The following is a 16,789-nucleotide window of genomic DNA, read 5'->3' on the forward strand; positions in this document are numbered from 1 at the left end:
AAGCCGCACAGGGCATCCTCCGGGCGGGGAACCGCCCTGGGGACGCCCCGAACGCGCCCGCGACGGGTGGTACGAGCATCGGCTCGGGGTCCGGAGAGCGGAAGCGACGCGGCCACCGCGAGGGGCCGAGAAGAGAGTGACGATGACCGAGGCACCGGAGTCGGCCGGCCCGGACGGCGGGGCGCCCGCTCGGTACACCCCCGGCACGCCGTGCTGGGTGAGCCTGATGGTTCACCAGATGGCCGCGACCGAGGCCTTCTACGGCGAGCTCTTCGGCTGGGAGTTCCGCCCCGGCCCCCAGCAGCTCGGCCCCTACGTACGGGCCCTGCTGGACGGCCGCGAGGTGGCGGGCATGGGTCAACTGCCGCCGGACCGCCATCTGCCGGTCGCCTGGACGCCGTATCTCGCCTCGGACGACGTGGATCTGACGGCGGAGACGGTACGGCTGTGCGGGGGAACCGTCGGAGTGGGACCGCTGGACGCCGCCGAGGCCGGGCGCCTCGCGATCGGCTCCGACCCCTCGGGCGCGGTCTTCGGCGTCTGGCAGGCCGGGGCGCACCAGGGCACGGGCGTCACCGGCGTGCCCGGCACCCCCGTCTGGAACGAGCTGGTGACCTACGAGGCGGCGACCGTCGCCAAGTTCTACGAGACGCTGTTCGGTTACGAGGAGCGGCGGAGCGCGGCGCCCGGCCTCGACCGGGTGACGCTGTGCCTCGACGGCCGTCCGGTCGCCGGCGTCCACGGACTGGGCCCGTCCCTGCCCCGCGACCGGGGCCCGCACTGGACGACGTACTTCGAGGTCGCCGACACGGACGCCGCGCTCACCCGGGTCGCCGGCCTCGGCGGCCAGGTCCTGGACCCGGCCCACGACACCGCCCTCGGCCGGGAGGCCACGGTGGCGGACCCGGAGGGGGCGCGGTTCTGCCTGGTCCAGCGGCAGCGTTGACCCCCCGCGGTTCAGATCGGCGACGGGCCGGCAACCCCTGCCGTCGGCCCTTCGCGCACGCCTGTGGACTTCACGTCGAACGGTCCCGGTGAGATCGCGACTGGGACCGTGACGGGAGCGCGTACTCCGCCCAGACGGTCTTGCCCGGACCGTCCTGGCGCGGGTGCCAGTCCCAGCGGGTCGCCAGGTGCGATACGAGGATCAGCCCGCGGCCGGCTTCCTCCTCGGTGTCGGCTGCGCCCTCCGGAGCGGCGGGGCGGCGGGGAAGGCGTTCGGCGCGGGTGTCGGTGACCTCGACGCGCATCGCCCGCTCGTGGGGCGGGGCGTGGAGGCGCAGGTGGAAGTCCCGGCCGGGGACGTGCCCGTGCCGTACGGCGTTCGTGGTGAGCTCGGCGACGATCAGCGCGATCGCGTCGTGCGCGTCCGTGCCGTACGGGATTCCCCACGCGTCCAGGCGGACGGCCGCCAGACGGCGGGCGAGGCGGGCGCCGCGGGGCGTGGAGGTGAAGCACATCTCGAAGGTGCGCTCGCGCGGCGGGGCTGCGGCGGGTCGGGCCGGATGGATCGGTTCGATCGTCATGCCGATCACGGTCTCGTCGGTCGCCCGGCGTGACCAGCGGTGACGCGGCGACAGGGGGCTGCTGTACGCGTGTCGTACGCGCTTGTACGAGCCGCGTGCCGTAACGGCGTCCATGGCGGGGGCGTTGAGGCGAGGAGGCGGTGATGGACATGGCGGAGCGCGAGAGCGTGGGGGCGGGGGCCGAGGCGGTCACCGGGGGGCGTGGGAGCGACAGCGGAGTGGGAGCGGTCGTGAGTCACGGGGACGGCTGGGACAACGACGACGGGGCAGGGCGGCGACCGGAGGACGAGGCCGGGCGTGGCGTCGTCCTCGCGTTCGGACAGACCCTGAAGACTCTGCGGGTGCGGGAGGGCCTGGAACGCGAGGAGTTGGGGAGGCGGCTCGGGTACTCGGCGTCCACGATCGCATCGTTCGAGCAGGGGCGGAGGATTCCGTCTCCCAGGACGATCGAGCGGGCCGACGAAGTGCTGGAGGCGGGCGGGCTGCTGTGCCTGTGGAAGGAGCAGGTGGAGCGGGCTCAGTATCCGGTGTTCTTTCAGGGGATGGCGGCGTTGGAGAAGGAGTGCCTTGAGCTGCTCATGTACGACACGCATGTCGTCAACGGCCTCCTCCAGACGGAGGAGTACATGAGGGCGTTGCTCGCCATGCGGCGCCCGCCCCTGGAACCGGAAACGGTCGAGCAGCGGGTGACCGCTCGGCTGGCCAGGCAGGACATCTTCGACCGGCGCCCCGCGCCCCTGCTGAGTTTCGTGATGGACGAGGCCGTCTTGCGGCATCGGTACGGCGGCAAGGGTGTCGTGCGGGGACAACTGGAACTCATCCTCCTGGTCGGCCAGAAGCAGAACGTCGAGGTCCAGGTCATGCCGACCGAGTGCGAGGACAATGCGGGTGTGAACGGACCGTTCACGGTCGTCACCCGCAAGGACGGCAAGAAGTTCGTGTACGCCGAGACACACGCGACCAGCGCTCTTGAAACCGACCCGGAACAGACGGCTCTCGCCGCCGCACGCTATGGGATTATCCGATCACAGGCTCTCAGCCCGCGAGAGTCATTGAAGTTCATCGAAGGGTTGCTTGGATCGCTATGAAGATCGCTGAGTCCTCGACCGCCGCATCCGGCCTCGCCTGGTTCAAGAGCAGCTACAGCGGAACTGAGGGCGGTCAGTGTGTGGAGGTTGCGGCCGGATCGGCTGCCGTGCACGTCCGAGACTCCAAGGCCGTCGCCGGGCCCGTGCTCACGGTTTCGCGTGAGGCGTGGGCGGGGTTCGTAGGGCCGGCCTCGTGGGAGCGGCGCGTCTGACGCCCGTGGGGTCGCAAGAGCCCTGTCCGCTCCTGTCGGACGGCAGGGCTCTTTTCAGGTCGGCGGTCGCCGGGCCCTGCGTCACGACACCGGTCAGCCGGAGGACACCGGCAGGACGTCCGGTGACAGCACCGCCGCGTGGGCCGAGGCGGCTGTCATGCGGCGGCGGTGGTGGCGTCGGCACAGCACCTCGTAGCCGATCTCGTCGGCGGACCGGTTGACGTCGCCGACGACGACCTGGGCGCCCTCGACGACCATGACGCCGCCCACCGTGCGGGCGTTGTGCGTGGCGCGGGCGCCGCACCAGCACAGTGCCTCGACCTGGAGGACCTCGACCCGGTCGGCCAGTTCCACCAGGCGCTGCGAGCCGGGGAACAGCTTGGAGCGGAAGTCGGTCGTGATGCCGAAGGCGTAGACGTCGACGTCCAGGTCGTCGACCACGCGGGCGAGCTGGTCTATCTGCACCGGGTCGAGGAACTGCGCCTCGTCGGCGATGACGTAGTCGGCCCGGCCGCCCTGCGACAGGTGCTCGACGATGTAGGCGTACAGGTCCACGCCGTCCTCGACCTCCACCGCGTCGGTGACCAGTCCGAGGCGCGAGGACAGCTTGCCCTCACCGGCGCGGTCGTCACGGGTGAAGATCAGGCCCACCAGCCCGCGCGCCGAGCGGTTGTGCTCGATCTGCAGTGCCAGTGTCGACTTCCCGCAGTCCATCGTTCCGGAGAAGAACACCAGCTCGGGCATGGGGAGTCGAGCACCTTTCGGGCGAGGTCGGAAGGGGGCGGCGGGCGGTGGCGTCAGGAGCGTACTTCGAGCAGGGGGACGAGCTGCTCGGCAGGGGTCATCGAGCCGTGGTTGCCGACCATCGACGACTCCTTGGGCTCCCGCTCCGAGGCGATGAGCAGCACGTCGTCGCGGGCGGCCGCGACCACGTCGCCGATGCGCTCGTAGACGCGGTCGTCGATCCGCGGTCCGAACCAGCCGGCCGCGATCGCCTCGTCCCGCGAGGCGACCCAGAACTGCTCGCCGAGCACCTCGCGCCAGCAGGTCAGCACGTCGTTCGCGGCGCCCCGGTGCGCGTACACGTGCCGGGCGCGTCCCTCGCCGCCGAGCAGGGCGACGCCCGCGCTCAACTCCCAGTCCTCGTCGAAGTCGATGCGGTGCTGCTCGTCGAACGGGATGTCGACCATGCCGTGGTCTGCGGTGACGTAGAGCGCGCTGCGGGGCGGGAGCTGCTCGGCCAGGCGCTGGACGAGCCGGTCGACGTGCATGAGCTGGCCGCGCCAGGTGTCCGAGTCGACGCCGTAGCGGTGGCCCGCGCCGTCGAGCTCGGAGTAGTACGTGTAGACCAGGGCCCGGTCCGCGGCGGCGAGCTCGCGGGCCGCGACGTCCATGCGGTCCTCCCCGGTCAACCGCCCGAGGAACGTTCCGCCACTGAGCGCGACCTTGGTCAGCGGGGTGTTCTGGAAGGTCGGGGAGGACACCTGGGCGGCGTGCACACCGGCGTCGTGGGCCAGCTGGAAGACCGTGGGGTACGGCTGCCAGGGGCGCGGAGGCGCCCACGGGTGCCAGCGCAGCTGGTTCATCAGCTCGCCGGTGCCGGGATTGCGCACGGTGTAGCCGGGCAGGCCGTGGGCGCCCGGCGGCAGGCCGGTGCCGACGGAGGCGAGGGAGGTGGCGGTGGTGGCCGGGTAGCCGGCGGTGATCGGACGGCCGGTGCCGCCGCGCGAGCTGCCGAGCAGCGAGGTCAGGAAGGGCGCGTCCTCGGGGTGCGCCCGCAGCTGCTCCCAGCCGAGTCCGTCGATCAGGAAGACGCAGGCGCGGTCGGCCGGGGTCAGCTCCTGGATCGCGGCGGTCATGTCGGGCACGCCCATGCCGGCGGCGAGCGTGGGCAGCAGGTCGGCGAGCGAGCCGGATCCGTACTGCGGCACGGGAGCGGACTCGACGGCCAGGGGCTCCGGGTGGTCCCAGGCGGTGGGCTGGGCCATCAGCGGGTCGGGTCCGCGGTCGCCTCGGAGACGGCCTGCGCGAAGGCGAGCGCCTGGCGCACCGTCTCCGGGCCGTCCCCGGCCTCGCTGACGCGGAGGCTCAGGTCGTCCGCCGTCGAGCTGCCCGTGTAGCCGTGGTCCGCGTCGCAGTTGGGGTCGCCGCAGGCGGCCGGCTCCAGGTCGATGCGGGAGACGGCACCCCAGCCGATGGTGAGCACGACCTCGCGGGGCGGGGTGCCCGGCGTGTACTGCTCCGGGTTGGCCACCACGCGGCTGACCACGACCGAGGAGATCCGGTCGAGCTTGACCGACTCCGTCGAGGTGGTGGCGTACGGCGTCGGGGAGGTGCTGTCGGCGGCCTGCTCGTCGGTGTGGCTGACGATGAAGCGGTTGCCGGTGAGGACGAGCACGGTCACGTGCCGCCGCACCTCGTTCTGGTCGAACGTGGTCTCCTGATGGACCAGGTACGACCGGACGGGCTCGCCGCCCACGGCGGCCTCCACCGCCTCGGCCACGAGAGCCGGGTAGTAGCCACTGCGTTCGATCGCCGCCCGCAGCCCCTGGGTCGTCGTACTGGTCTTGGCCATGCCGCCCATCCTACGGGGGCGCACTGACTGCGAGGCACCGCCGCGGGCCGGGGAAACGCGGCTCAGTACGCCGGGAGGGTCCGCGGGCCGAGGTCGCCGCGGGCGGGCGGGTGCGCGAGGCGGATGCCGGCGCCCAGCACGCTCAGTCCGCGCGGGGCCACGACGACGGGCTCCAGAGTGACGGCGACGACCTCCGGGTGGTCGTCGACCAGCCGGGACACGCGCAGCAGCAGCTCGGTCAGCGCGGGGCTGTCGACCGGCGCGGAGCCGCGCCAGCCGAACAGCAGCGGCGCCATGCGGATGGACCGGAGCATCGAGGTGGCGTCCCGGTCGGTGACGGGGACCAGGCGGTGGGCCATGTCGTCGAGCAGCTGTGAGGCGGCCCCGGCGAGCCCGAAGGAGAGCACCGCGCCGGCCGCCGGGTCGATCACGGCCCGTACGACGGTGTCGACGCCCCTGGGTGCCATGCCCTGCACCACCGGCCGCAGCTCCTCGGGCTTGCCGAACAGCTCGGTCAACTCCGCGTACGCTCGGCGCAGTTGCTCCTCGTCGGCGAGGTCCAGGCGTACGCCGCCGAGGTCGGCGCGGTGGCGCAGGTGGGGGGCGGTGGCCTTGAGGGCGACGGGGTAGCCGAGCGAGCGGGCCGCCTCGGCGGCGGCGTCGGGAGTCGACGCGGGCAGGGCCCGGCGGACGTCGATGCCGTAGCGGCCGAGCAGCTCGCCGGTCTCCTCGGCTCCGAGGGTGAGCCCCTGTCCGCGCGCGAGCAGGCCGTCGATCAGCCGGGCGGCGCCCTTCTCGTCGATGTCGTCGTACTCGGGCACCTTGCCCGGGTCGGCGGCATCGCGCCGCCACTGGGCGTACCTGACCGCCTCGGCGAGGGCCCGTACGGCTCGCTCGGCGGCGGGATAGGCGGGGATCAGGCGGGAGCAGGTGCCGGAGGCCCCGGGTGCCGGGGTTTCGGGGGCCGGGGCGGCGGGCTCCGCGCCCGCTCCGGGCGCCGCGGCGGGGGGCCTGCGGGTGTCCGGGCCGGGCTGCGGGGCGGTGTCCCGGGCGGCGTGCGGGGCGGTGCCGGGTCCGGCCTGCGCACCGGCCTCCGGGCCGGACTGTGAGCCGGCGTCGGGCCCGGCCTGCGGGCCGGTGCTGGCCGCGGCCGACAGTGCCTCCGCGAGTCCGCCCAGCTCGACGTGGACCACCAGCACCGGCTTGCCGGGCACCGTCTCCGCCGCCGACCGCAGCGCCTCGGCCAGGGCGGCGTCCTCGGCGGCCCCCTCCCCCACGGCCGGGATCGCCGTCACGACCACCGCGTCGCAGGTGTCGTCGGCGAGCACCCGGGCCAGCGCCGCGCGGAAGTCCTCCGCCGAGGCCGCCGTCGTCAGGTCCACGGGACGCTGCGGACGCAGCCCTTCGGCGAGACAGCGGTCGTACGTCAGCACGCCGAGCGACTCGGAGTTGCCGAGGATCGCCACGCGCGCCCCGGCGGGCAGCGGCTGCCGGGCGAGCAGCAGGCCCGTGTCGACCAGTTCGGTGATCGTGTCCACGCGGATCACCCCGGCCTGCCGGAGCAGCACGGACACCGTGGCGTGCGGCAGCCGCGTCGCCCGCACGGTGTGCCCCTGCGGGCCGCTGCCGGAGCCCTGGACGACCACCAGCGGCTTCGCCGCGGCGGTGCGCCGGGCGAGCCGGGTGAACTTGCGCGGGTTGCCGATGGACTCCAGGTACATCAGGGCGACGTCGGTGTCGGGGTCGTCGTACCAGTACTGCAGGACGTCGTTGCCGGAGACGTCGGCCCGGTTGCCGGACGACACGAACGTCGACACGCCCGTGACGCCGGTGACGCCCCCGCCGCGCCGGTGCAGCCGGGAGAGCAGCGCGATGCCGATGGCGCCGGACTGCGCGAACAGCCCGATGCGGCCGGGCCGGGGCATCCGGGGCGCGAGGGAGGCGTTCAGCCGGACGCCGGGCGAGGTGTTGATGACGCCGAAGGCGTTGGGCCCGATGATCCTCATGCCGTACGCGCGCGCGTGCCGCACGAGGGCGCGCTGGCGCTCGCGTCCGTCGGGGCCGCTCTCCGCGTATCCGGCGGAGACCACGACGAGCCCCTGCACGCCGTGCTCGCCGCACTCGGTGACGACCTCGGGGACGTGGTCGGCGGGCACGGCGACGACCGCGATGTCGACCGGGGAGTCGATCTCCCGCACCGAGCGGTGCGCGGGCACCCCGTCGATCTCCCGCAGGTCCTCGGCGAAGGCGCTGTTCACGGCGTACAGGCGGCCGGTGAACCCGGCGTCGCGGATGTTGCCGAGGATGCTGCGGCCCACGCCGCCGGGGGTGCGGCCGACTCCGACGACGGCGACCGACCCGGGCGCAAGCAGGCGCCGTACCGACCGGCCCTCGGCGCGCTGTTCCCGGGCACGCTGCACCGCCAGCGAGCGGTCCGTCGGCTCGATGCCGAACTCCAGGTGGACGACGCCGTCCTCGAAGCTGCGCTTCTGGGTGTAGCCGGCGTCCGTGAACACCTTGATCATCTTGTTGTTGGCGGGCAGCACCTCGGCGGTGAAGCGCCGGATGCCGCGCTCGCGCGCGACGGCGGCGATGTGCTCCAGGAGGGCGGAGGCGACCCCGCGCCCCTGGTGCGCGTCCTGCACGAGGAAGGCGACCTCGGCCTCGTCGGAGGGGCCGGTCGCGGCCATGCCGTCGGCGCCGATGCGGTCGTAACGCACGGTGGCGATGAACTCGCCGCCCACCGTGGCCGCCAGGCCCACCCGGTCCACGAAGTCGTGGTGCGTGAAGCGGCGGACGTCCTTCGCGGACAGGCGTGGGTAGGGCGCGAAGAAGCGGTAGTACTTCGACTCGTCCGACACCTGCTCGTAGAAGCTGACCAGGCGGTCGGCGTCGTCGACGGTGATGGGGCGGATCCGTGCGGTGCCGCCGTCGCGCAGCACCACGTCGGCCTCCCAGTGGGCGGGGTACACATGCCGGTCCGACGAGCTCTGCATGGGCCCCAGAGTACGGCCAGGATCTTCCTTTCGGATCAGTGCGGACCCGGGCCGGTGCGGTCCGCGTCCGCACGGCGCGCCCTGGCGCAACGGCCACGGCGCGAGGCAGTCTGTGGAAGGCACATGTCGGGCCGAGGCCGCGGCCCGACGTCCTCCCGGGTCCGGAACACCGGACCGCTCCGGGAGCGCGCCGCACCATATGGAAAACTGGTCTAGACAACCCTGAACACCTGAAGGGCAGCATCACATGGCTGAGCGCCGCGTCAACGTCGGCTGGGCCGAGGGCCTCCACGCCCGCCCCGCTTCCATCTTCGTCCGGGCCGCCACGGCCGCAGGGGTCCCCGTGACGATCGCCAAGGCCGACGGCACCCCCGTCAACGCGGCCTCCATGCTGGCCGTCCTCGGCCTCGGCGCCCAAGGCGGCGAGGAGGTCGTCCTGGCCTCCGACGCCGAGGGCGCGGAGATCGCCCTCGACCGGCTGGCCAAGCTGGTCTCCGAGGGGCTCGAGGAACTCCCCGAGACGGTCTGACCGCCTCACCGCGCACAGGAGGCCGCGTCGCCCTTTCCGGGCGGCGCGGCCTCTTTCGCTCCGGCGGGTCCACCCGGCGTTTCGGCGGGTCCGACGGAATTGGCGTGGACACTCTTCCTGGGACGGCGCTCACCCCTCGGGGCACGCCGAGCGGAAATTCCCGGGGTCACTGAAAAAGGGCAGCCGAAATACACCTCGACCAAATATCCCTTCTTTGTATACGGCGCTCGTGTTAATACCGCGGGCCCGATGTGTTTAGGGGATGTTGCGAAGTCCTCACACGGTCGGCGCGGGGCGCGGCGCCGGGCGGACGCAGCCGGTGCGCGGCCGTCGCGCGCTCGGTGTGCACGGCGGTGACCGTCCGAGCCCGCTCGCCGTCGCCCCGCGCGACGGCGTCCACGATGGCGCCGTGCTCCACCCAGGACTCCACCGGATCGGCCGGCGCCGCGACCGTGTACATCCAGGAGATCTTGTGCCGCAACTGGGTCAGCATCGAGGTAAGCGCGGGGCTGCCGGAGGCCTGGGCGAGCGTCTCGTGGAACCAGCCGCCCAGGGAGCGCAGGTCCTCGCTGCTGCCCCTGCGGGCCCGCTCCTGGCCCAGTCTGACCAGGCCGCGCAGGACCTTCAGATGGGCCTCGGTACGGCGCTGGGCCGCCCGGGCGGCGCCGAGCGGCTCCAGGAGCATCCGCATCTCCAGCAGGTCCGCCGCCTCCTGCTCGGTCGGCTCGGCCACGCACGCGCCCGCGTGCCGCCGGGTCACCACGAAACCCTCGGCCTCCAGGGTGCGCAGGGCCTCGCGCACGGGGACGCGCGAGACGCCGTAGCGGCGCGCGAGGACTTCCTCGGTGAGCCGGCTGCCGCGCTCATGGACGCCTGCGACGATGTCGTCCCGGATCGCCGTGCACACCGAGTGCGCCGGAATACGCATGACCGACCTCCGCCTTAATCCCCGTGAAACGCCGACGATGGACGCCCGTTCCGTGACTCTATTGCAATGAGCCGGAATTTCCGACGGCGGGCCGGAATCCATGGAGTTTTTTTGGACAGCGGGGCATCCGAAACGCCGAAAGCCCCGGCTGCGAGAGCCGGGGCTTCGGATGTGCGGGAGGCGGGCGGCGCCGGGGCCGCGTCAGACGTCGACGCCGTGCTTGCGCAGGTAGGCGACGGGGTCGATGTCGGAGCCGTACTCGGGAGTGGTGCGGGCCTCGAAGTGCAGGTGCGGTCCGGTCACGTTGCCGGTGGCGCCGGAGAGCCCGATCTGCTGACCCGGCACGACCTTCTGGCCCACCGAGACGCCGATGGACGACAGGTGGCCGTACATGGTGTACATGCCGTCGGCCATCCGGATCACGACCTGGTTGCCGTACGCCCCGCCCCAGCCCGTGTTCACGACGGTGCCCGTGCCGACCGCGTGGACGGCGGTGCCGCTGGAGGCGTGGAAGTCGATGCCGGTGTGGGAGCCGGACGACCACAGGGTGCCGCCGGTCTTGTACCCGGTGGAGACGTAGGAGCCGTTGATCGGCGCCACGAAGGTGTTGAGGCGCTTGCGCTCGGCCGCGCGGGCCGCGCGCTCCTTGGCCTCACGCGCCGCCTCGCGGGCCTTGCGCGCCTGCTCGGCGGCCTTCTCGCGCGCGGCCTCCTCGGCCTGCTTCTGGGCGGCGGCCCGGTGCTGGGCGACGGCCTGGGCGTCGATCTTCTCGGCGACGGAGTCACCGATGGTGATGACCGGGGTGAGACCGGTGTCCTCAGGAGCGGGCGTCTCGGCGGCCAGGGCCGGGGCGGCGGAGAGAGTGCCGAGGACGCCGGAGGTGGTGAGGGCGGCGACGCCCACCGCGCGTGCGGTGGTGCGGTGCATCCGGCTGGGACGACGGTGCTTCCCGGTGGCGCGGGTGAACGCCATGCAGACGCTGTTCCTTTCCTTCCTTCTCGCCTACCGGGTTAGCTGACGGGTTCGGAGCAGGAAGGTCTCCTACGGACCCCCTCGCGGCACGCGCGGGCGTCCGATTCACCCCAGGGACGGTGGGTCCCCGGCTCCCCTGGCTCGCGCCGTACGGGGACTCGGCGATGACGGTCCGGTGCCGCGGGCGCGGCGCGTTGCCTGACGGACAGCCGGACCGACGCTAAACGGGCCCGCTTTCAAATCCCAAACGAATGGTGGGTTTTGTAGCGCAGGACACAGGGCAGAAAGGCAGCCTCTCCCTCAATTCGGACATCAGGGAGCCCCGGTGACACTCCGGCCACCGGGGCTCCCTCACGCATACCGCTCGCCGGCCGCCCGCGCGGGTGGGCGCGGACCCGCGCCGTGCGGGCGCCGCGGCCGTCTACTCGGCTGCCACGACGTCGACTTGACCGATGCCGAGGGCCTCGACCGGCTCCTTGATCTGCGCCGCGTCACCGACGAGGACGGTCACCAGGCGGTCCACCGGGAAGGCGTTGACGACCGCCGCGGTCGCCTCCACCGTGCCGGTCGCGGCGAGCTGCTGGTACAGAGTCGCCTGGTAGTCGTCGGGCAGGTGCTGCTCGACCTGGTCGGCCAGCGTGCCCGCCACGGCCGCCGCCGTCTCGTACTTGAGCGGCGCCACGCCGACCAGGTTCTGCACGGCTACGTCCCGCTCGGCGTCGGTCAGACCGTCGGCGGCGAGCTTGCGCAGCACCGCGAACAGGTCCCCCAGCGCCGGGCCGGTGTTCGGGGTGTCGACGGAGCCGCTGATCGCGAGCATCGAGGCGCCCGTGCCGTCGGGAGCGGAGCGCAGCACCTGGCCGAACGCCCGCACGCCGTAGGTGTAGCCCTTCTCCTCGCGCAGGACGCGGTCCAGACGGGAGGTGAGGGTGCCGCCGAGGCAGTAGGTGCCGAGCACCTGGGCGGGCCACACGCGGTCGTGCCGGTCGGGGCCGATACGGCCGATGAGCAACTGCGTCTGGACGGCGCCCGGGCGGTCCACGATCACCACGCGGCCGGTGTCGTCGGCGGTGACCGGCGGCACGGGCCGCGGCTTGGCCTGCGAGCCGCTCCACGCGCCCAGGGTCTCGCCGAGCAGCGCGTCGAGGTCGATGCCGGTGAGGTCGCCGACGACCACGGTGGTGGCCGTCGCGGGGCGGACGTGGTGGTCGTAGAAGGCGCGGACCGCCGCAGAGTCGATGGCCCGGACCGTCTCCTCGGTGCCCTGGCGCGGGCGCGACATGCGCGAGGAGGCCGGGAACAGCTCCTTGGAGAGCTCCTTGGCGGCGCGGCGGGACGGGTTCGCCAGCTCGTGCGGGATCTCGTCGAGCCGGTTGCGCACCAGCCGCTCGACCTCGCTCTCGGCGAAGGCGGGGGCCCGCAGCGCGTCGGACAGGAGACCGAGCCCCTTGGCCAGGCGCGACGCCGGGACCTCCAGGCTCAGGCGGACGCCGGGGTGGTCGGCGTGCGCGTCGAGCGTGGCGCCGGCACGCTCCAGCTCGGCGGCGAACTCCTCGGCGGAGTGCTTGTCGGTGCCCTCGGAGAAGGCCCGCGCCATGATCGTGGCGACGCCGTCCAGGCCCGCCGGCTCCGCCTCCAAAGGCGCGTCCAGCAGCACCTCGACGGCGACGACCTGCTGGCCGGGACGGTGGCAGCGCAGCACCGTCAGACCGTTGTCCAGCGTCTCGCGCTCAGGGGCCGGGAACGCCCACGGCCTGGCCTCGCCCGCCTGCGGCCGGGGGTGGAACTCCATCGTGGCGAGCTCGGTCACTTCGCCGCCTCCTCGGTGTCGTCGGTGTCCGCGGCGTCCGCGCCCCCGGTCTCGGTCTCGGCCGCGACCGGCTCGTAGACGAGCACCGCGCGGTTGTCGGAGCGCAGGCGGGCCTTGGCGACCTCCTGGACCTCCTCGGGCGTGATCTCCAGCACGCGGTGCACGGCGGTGAGCGCGAGCTGCGGGTCGCCGAACAGGACGGCGTAGCGGCACAGTTCGTCGGCGCGGCCCGCGACGGTGCCGAGCCGGTCCAGCCACTCGCGCTCCAGCTGGGCCTGGGCGCGCTCCATCTCCTCGGCCGTCGGGCCCTCCTCGGCGAACCGGGCGAGCTCCTCGTCGATGGCGGCCTCGATGACCGGGACCTCGACGTCACCGGAGGTCTTCACGTCCAGCCAGCCCAGGGAGGGCGCGCCGGCCAGCCGCAGCAGGCCGAACCCGGCCGCGACGGCCGTACGGTCCCGGCGCACCAGCCGGTTGTAGAGGCGGGAGGACTCCCCGCCGCCCAGGACGGTCAGGGCCAGGTCCGCCGCGTCGCACGCGCGCGTGCCGTCGTGCGGCAGCCGGTAGGCGGCCATCAGCGCCCGCGCCGGGACCTCTTCCTCGACGACCTCGCGCAGCTGCTCGCCGATGACCTCGGGCAGGGAGCCGTCGCGGGGCTGCGGCTTGCCGTCGTGCGAGGCGATGGAGCCGAAGTACTTCTCGATCCAGGCGAGCGTCCGCTCGGGGTCGATGTCGCCCACCACGGACAGGACGGCGTTGTTGGGCGCGTAGTACGTGCGGAAGAACGCGCGCGCGTCCTCCAGGGTGGCCGCGTCGAGGTCGGCCATCGAGCCGATGGGCGTGTGGTGGTAGGGGTGGCCGGCCGGGTAGGCGAGCGCGGTGAGCCTCTCGAACGCGGTGCCGTACGGAACGTTGTCGTAGCGCTGGCGGCGCTCGTTCTTGACGACGTCCCGCTGGTTCTCCATCGACTCCTCGTCGAGGGCCGCGAGCAGCGAGCCCATGCGGTCGGCCTCCAGCCAGAGCGCGAGCTCCAGCTGGTGGGCGGGCATGGTCTCGAAGTAGTTGGTGCGCTCGAAGCTGGTGGTGCCGTTCAGCGAGCCGCCCGCGCCCTGCACCAGCTCGAAGTGGCCGTTTCCCTTCACCTGCGCGGAGCCCTGGAACATCAAGTGCTCGAAAAGGTGAGCCAGACCGGTACGTCCCTTGACCTCGTGGCGGGAGCCGACGTCGTACCAGAGGCACACCGCCGCGACCGGGGTCAGGTGGTCCTCGGAGAGCACCACGCGCAGGCCGTTGGCCAGGCGGTGCTCGGTCGCTGTCAGGCCGCCGGAGCCTGCCTCGGCTGTGGCCGTGTGACCCTTGGGCATGTAGGTCCCTTCGATCGCGGTGGCGGTCTTGAAACCGCCGTTTTCCTGCCGTCCTGCCACTGTATGCAAGCGCGCGGACGCCTGGCGAAGTTCCCGGAGGTCGTACGCCGAGAGCGAGAACGGGACGGCAGGCCGGAAGCGGGAACGGGGTGCCGCGCCGCGCGCGCCCCGCGGGTGCCGCAACCGTCGCTTCGCCACCGCCCGAGGGTGGCTCCGAAGGCCTCTCGGGACCCCGGGTGAAGCGGCGGGTGCCGGGTCCTGGTCCGCACTGTCAGTCGCGCGGTCCACAATGGTCCGCGTCAGATCCCGTCAACGCTCAGCAAGGAGCCGGCAGCGATGGCCCGCCGCAGCACGAAGACCCCGCCGCCCGACGAGCCGTACGAGGAGAGGATCCTCGACATCGACGTCGTCGACGAGATGCAGGGCTCCTTCCTCGAGTACGCGTACTCGGTCATCTACTCGCGCGCCCTGCCGGACGCCCGGGACGGCCTCAAGCCGGTCCACCGCCGCATCGTCTACCAGATGAACGAGATGGGCCTGCGCCCCGAACGCGGCTACGTGAAGTGCGCCCGCGTCGTCGGCGAGGTCATGGGCAAGCTCCACCCGCACGGCGACGCGTCGATCTACGACGCCCTGGTGCGCATGGCGCAGCCCTTCTCCATGCGGGTGCCCCTGGTCGACGGCCACGGCAACTTCGGCTCCCTGGGCAACGACGACCCGCCCGCCGCCATGCGATACACCGAGTGCCGCATGACCGAGGCGACGAGCCTGATGACGGAGTCGATCGACGAGGACACGGTCGACTTCGCGCCGAACTACGACGGCCAGGAGCGGGAGCCCGTCGCCCTGCCCGCCGCCTTCCCGAACCTGCTGGTCAACGGCGCGTCGGGCATCGCGGTCGGCATGGCCACGAACATGCCGCCGCACAACCTCGGCGAGGTCGTCGCGGCCGCCCGCCACCTGATCCGCCATCCGAACGCGGATCTGGACGCCCTGATGAAGCACGTCCCGGGCCCCGATCTGCCCACCGGCGGCCGGATCGTGGGCCTGTCCGGCATCCGCGACGCCTACGAGAGCGGCCGGGGCACCTTCAGGATCCGCGCGACGGTCACGGTGGAGACGGTGACGGCGCGCCGCAAGGGCCTCGTCGTGACCGAGCTGCCCTTCACGGTCGGCCCGGAGAAGGTGATCGCCAAGATCAAGGACCTGGTCGGCTCCAAGAAGATCCAGGGCATCGCCGACGTCAAGGACCTCACCGACCGCGAACACGGCCTGCGCCTGGTCATCGAGGTCAAGAACGGCTTCGTGCCCGAGGCGGTCCTGGAGCAGCTGTACAAGCTGACGCCGATGGAGGAGTCCTTCGGCATCAACAACGTCGCGCTGGTGGACGGCCAGCCCCTGACGCTGGGCCTGAAGGAGCTGCTGGAGGTCTACCTCGACCACCGCTTCGAGGTGGTGCGGCGGCGCAGCGAGTACCGCCGGGGCAAGCGGCGCGACCGGCTGCACCTGGTCGAGGGCCTGCTCACCGCGCTGGTGGACATCGACGAGGTGATCCGCCTGATCCGCTCCAGCGAGAACTCCGCACAGGCCAAGGAGCGCCTGATGCGGCGCTTCTCGCTGAGCGACGTCCAGACCCAGTACATCCTCGATACGCCGCTGCGCCGTCTGACCAAGTTCGACCGCATCGAGCTGGAGGCGGAGAAGGACAGGCTCGTCGCGGAGATCGAGGAGCTGACCCGGATCCTGGAGTCGGACGCGGAGCTGCGCAAGCTGGTCTCCGCCGAACTGGCGGCGGTGGCGAAGAAGTTCGCCACGCCCCGGCGGACTCTGCTGCTGGAGGCGGGCGCCGTCCCGGCCACGGCCGTGTCCCTCCAGGTCGCGGACGACCCGTGCCGGGTCCTGCTGTCCTCGACGGGCCTGCTGGCCCGCACCATGACCGACGAGCCGCTGCCCCACGAGGGCAGGCGCCACAAGCACGACGTGATCGTCTCGGCGGTCCCGGCGACGGCCCGGGGCGAGGTGGGCGTGGTGACCTCCTCCGGCCGGCTGCTCCGGCTGAACGTCGTGGACCTGCCCCAGCTGCCGGAGTCGGCGACCGCGCCGAACCTCTCCGGGGGCGCGCCGCTCGCCGAGTTCGTCTCCCTGGAGGACGACGAGACCGTGGTCTGCCTGGCCACCCTGGACGAGTCCTCGCCGGGCCTGGCGCTGGGCACCGAGCAGGGTGTGGTCAAGCGTGTGGTGCCCGACTACCCGGCCAACAAGGACGAGTTGGAGGTCATCACCCTCAGGGAGGGCGACCGGATCGTCGGCGCGGTCGAGCTGCGCACCGGCGAGGAGGACCTGGTCTTCATCACCGACGACGCCCAGTTGCTGCGCTACCAGGCCGCGCAGGTCCGTCCGCAGGGCCGCCCGGCCGGCGGTATGGCGGGCGTCAAGCTCGCCGAGGGCGCCAAGGTCATCTCGTTCACGGCCGTCGACCCGGCCGCGGACGCGGTCGTCTTCACGGTGGCCGGCTCGCGCGGCACGCTGGACGACTCGGTCCACACCACGGCCAAGCTGACGCCGTTCGACCAGTACCCGCGCAAGGGCCGGGCGACCGGCGGGGTCCGCTGCCAGCGGTTCCTCAAGGGCGAGGACTGCCTGTCCTTCGCCTGGGCGGGGCCCGCCCCGGCACGGGCCGCGCAGAAGAACGGCACCCCGGCCGAGCTGCCGGAGACGGACCCGCGCCGCGACGGCTCGGGCGTGTCGCTGGCGAAGACGGTCGCGGCGGTGGCGGGGCCGGTCTAGGC

The 16,789-nt window shown here is 72.8% G+C and carries 14 protein-coding genes and 1 riboswitch; of the genes, 5 read left to right on the forward strand and 9 right to left on the reverse strand.

Annotated elements, in window-relative coordinates:
* Positions 1-142: 142 nt before the first annotated feature.
* Positions 143-946, forward strand: coding sequence for a VOC family protein (locus tag ACF1A5_RS25175; protein ID WP_392195127.1), 804 nt, complete (start codon positions 143-145; stop codon positions 944-946).
* Positions 947-1,016: 70 nt separating this feature from the next.
* Here the strand turns inward: ACF1A5_RS25175 and ACF1A5_RS25180 are convergent, their stop codons facing one another.
* Entirely contained in the window at positions 1,017-1,526 is a 510-nt protein-coding gene (locus ACF1A5_RS25180; protein ID WP_392195128.1) for an ATP-binding protein, read from the reverse strand.
* Positions 1,527-1,675: 149 nt separating this feature from the next.
* Here ACF1A5_RS25180 and ACF1A5_RS25185 point away from each other — a divergent pair, with 149 nt between their 5' ends.
* Complete coding sequence (locus ACF1A5_RS25185; protein WP_392195222.1) at positions 1,676-2,614, forward strand: helix-turn-helix domain-containing protein; 939 nt, start codon at positions 1,676-1,678, stop codon at positions 2,612-2,614.
* Positions 2,611-2,826 (forward strand): DUF397 domain-containing protein, encoded by a 216-nt coding sequence (locus ACF1A5_RS25190; RefSeq protein WP_392195129.1) that lies wholly within the window; start codon positions 2,611-2,613, stop codon positions 2,824-2,826. The genes ACF1A5_RS25185 and ACF1A5_RS25190 overlap by 4 nt, the downstream gene beginning before the upstream one ends.
* A gap of 93 nt (positions 2,827-2,919) precedes the next feature.
* On the opposite strand, the gene ACF1A5_RS25195 is transcribed toward ACF1A5_RS25190, so the two are convergent.
* From ACF1A5_RS25195 to ACF1A5_RS25210, 4 genes are read right to left on the reverse strand one after another with little or no spacing between them, the layout of a single operon-like run.
* Complete coding sequence (locus tag ACF1A5_RS25195; protein ID WP_392195130.1) at positions 2,920-3,570, reverse strand: thymidine kinase; 651 nt, start codon at positions 3,568-3,570, stop codon at positions 2,920-2,922.
* Positions 3,571-3,623: 53 nt separating this feature from the next.
* On the reverse strand, positions 3,624-4,814 hold the full coding sequence (locus ACF1A5_RS25200; RefSeq protein ID WP_392195131.1) for an alkaline phosphatase family protein: 1,191 nt from the start codon (positions 4,812-4,814) through the stop codon (positions 3,624-3,626).
* Positions 4,814-5,410: a DUF5998 family protein gene (locus ACF1A5_RS25205; protein WP_392195223.1), complete on the reverse strand. Its 597-nt coding sequence runs from the start codon at positions 5,408-5,410 to the stop codon at positions 4,814-4,816. The genes ACF1A5_RS25200 and ACF1A5_RS25205 overlap by 1 nt, the downstream gene beginning before the upstream one ends.
* 53 nt (positions 5,411-5,463) lie before the next feature.
* Positions 5,464-8,397, reverse strand: a complete 2,934-nt coding sequence (locus ACF1A5_RS25210) for a GNAT family N-acetyltransferase (protein ID WP_392195132.1) — start codon at positions 8,395-8,397, stop codon at positions 5,464-5,466.
* Positions 8,398-8,644: 247 nt separating this feature from the next.
* On the opposite strand from ACF1A5_RS25210, the gene ACF1A5_RS25215 reads away from it, so the two are divergent.
* Complete coding sequence (locus tag ACF1A5_RS25215) at positions 8,645-8,926, forward strand: HPr family phosphocarrier protein (RefSeq protein ID WP_392195133.1); 282 nt, start codon at positions 8,645-8,647, stop codon at positions 8,924-8,926.
* Positions 8,927-9,158: 232 nt separating this feature from the next.
* Here ACF1A5_RS25215 and ACF1A5_RS25220 read toward each other — a convergent pair whose 3' ends face one another.
* The 4 genes from ACF1A5_RS25220 to ACF1A5_RS25235 form a co-directional block, all read right to left on the reverse strand.
* Positions 9,159-9,854 (reverse strand): GntR family transcriptional regulator, encoded by a 696-nt coding sequence (locus ACF1A5_RS25220; RefSeq protein WP_392195134.1) that lies wholly within the window; start codon positions 9,852-9,854, stop codon positions 9,159-9,161.
* 201 nt (positions 9,855-10,055) lie between these two features.
* Positions 10,056-10,826, reverse strand: a complete 771-nt coding sequence (locus ACF1A5_RS25225) for a M23 family metallopeptidase (RefSeq protein ID WP_392195135.1) — start codon at positions 10,824-10,826, stop codon at positions 10,056-10,058.
* A gap of 13 nt (positions 10,827-10,839) precedes the next feature.
* Positions 10,840-11,000, reverse strand: a riboswitch (cyclic di-AMP (ydaO/yuaA leader).
* A 247-nt stretch (positions 11,001-11,247) separates the two neighbouring features.
* Complete coding sequence (locus ACF1A5_RS25230) at positions 11,248-12,636, reverse strand: M16 family metallopeptidase (RefSeq protein ID WP_392195136.1); 1,389 nt, start codon at positions 12,634-12,636, stop codon at positions 11,248-11,250.
* Entirely contained in the window at positions 12,633-14,000 is a 1,368-nt protein-coding gene (locus ACF1A5_RS25235) for a M16 family metallopeptidase (RefSeq protein ID WP_392195137.1), read from the reverse strand. Before ACF1A5_RS25235 ends, ACF1A5_RS25230 begins: the two co-directional genes overlap by 4 nt.
* 336 nt (positions 14,001-14,336) lie before the next feature.
* On the opposite strand from ACF1A5_RS25235, the gene ACF1A5_RS25240 reads away from it, so the two are divergent.
* Entirely contained in the window at positions 14,337-16,787 is a 2,451-nt protein-coding gene (locus ACF1A5_RS25240; protein WP_392195138.1) for a DNA topoisomerase (ATP-hydrolyzing) subunit A, read from the forward strand.
* The last annotated feature ends 2 nt before the right edge of the window (positions 16,788-16,789 follow it).

The sequence above is a fragment of the Streptomyces sp. NPDC014864 genome, assembly GCF_043081525.1.
Taxonomy (GTDB): domain Bacteria; phylum Actinomycetota; class Actinomycetes; order Streptomycetales; family Streptomycetaceae; genus Streptomyces.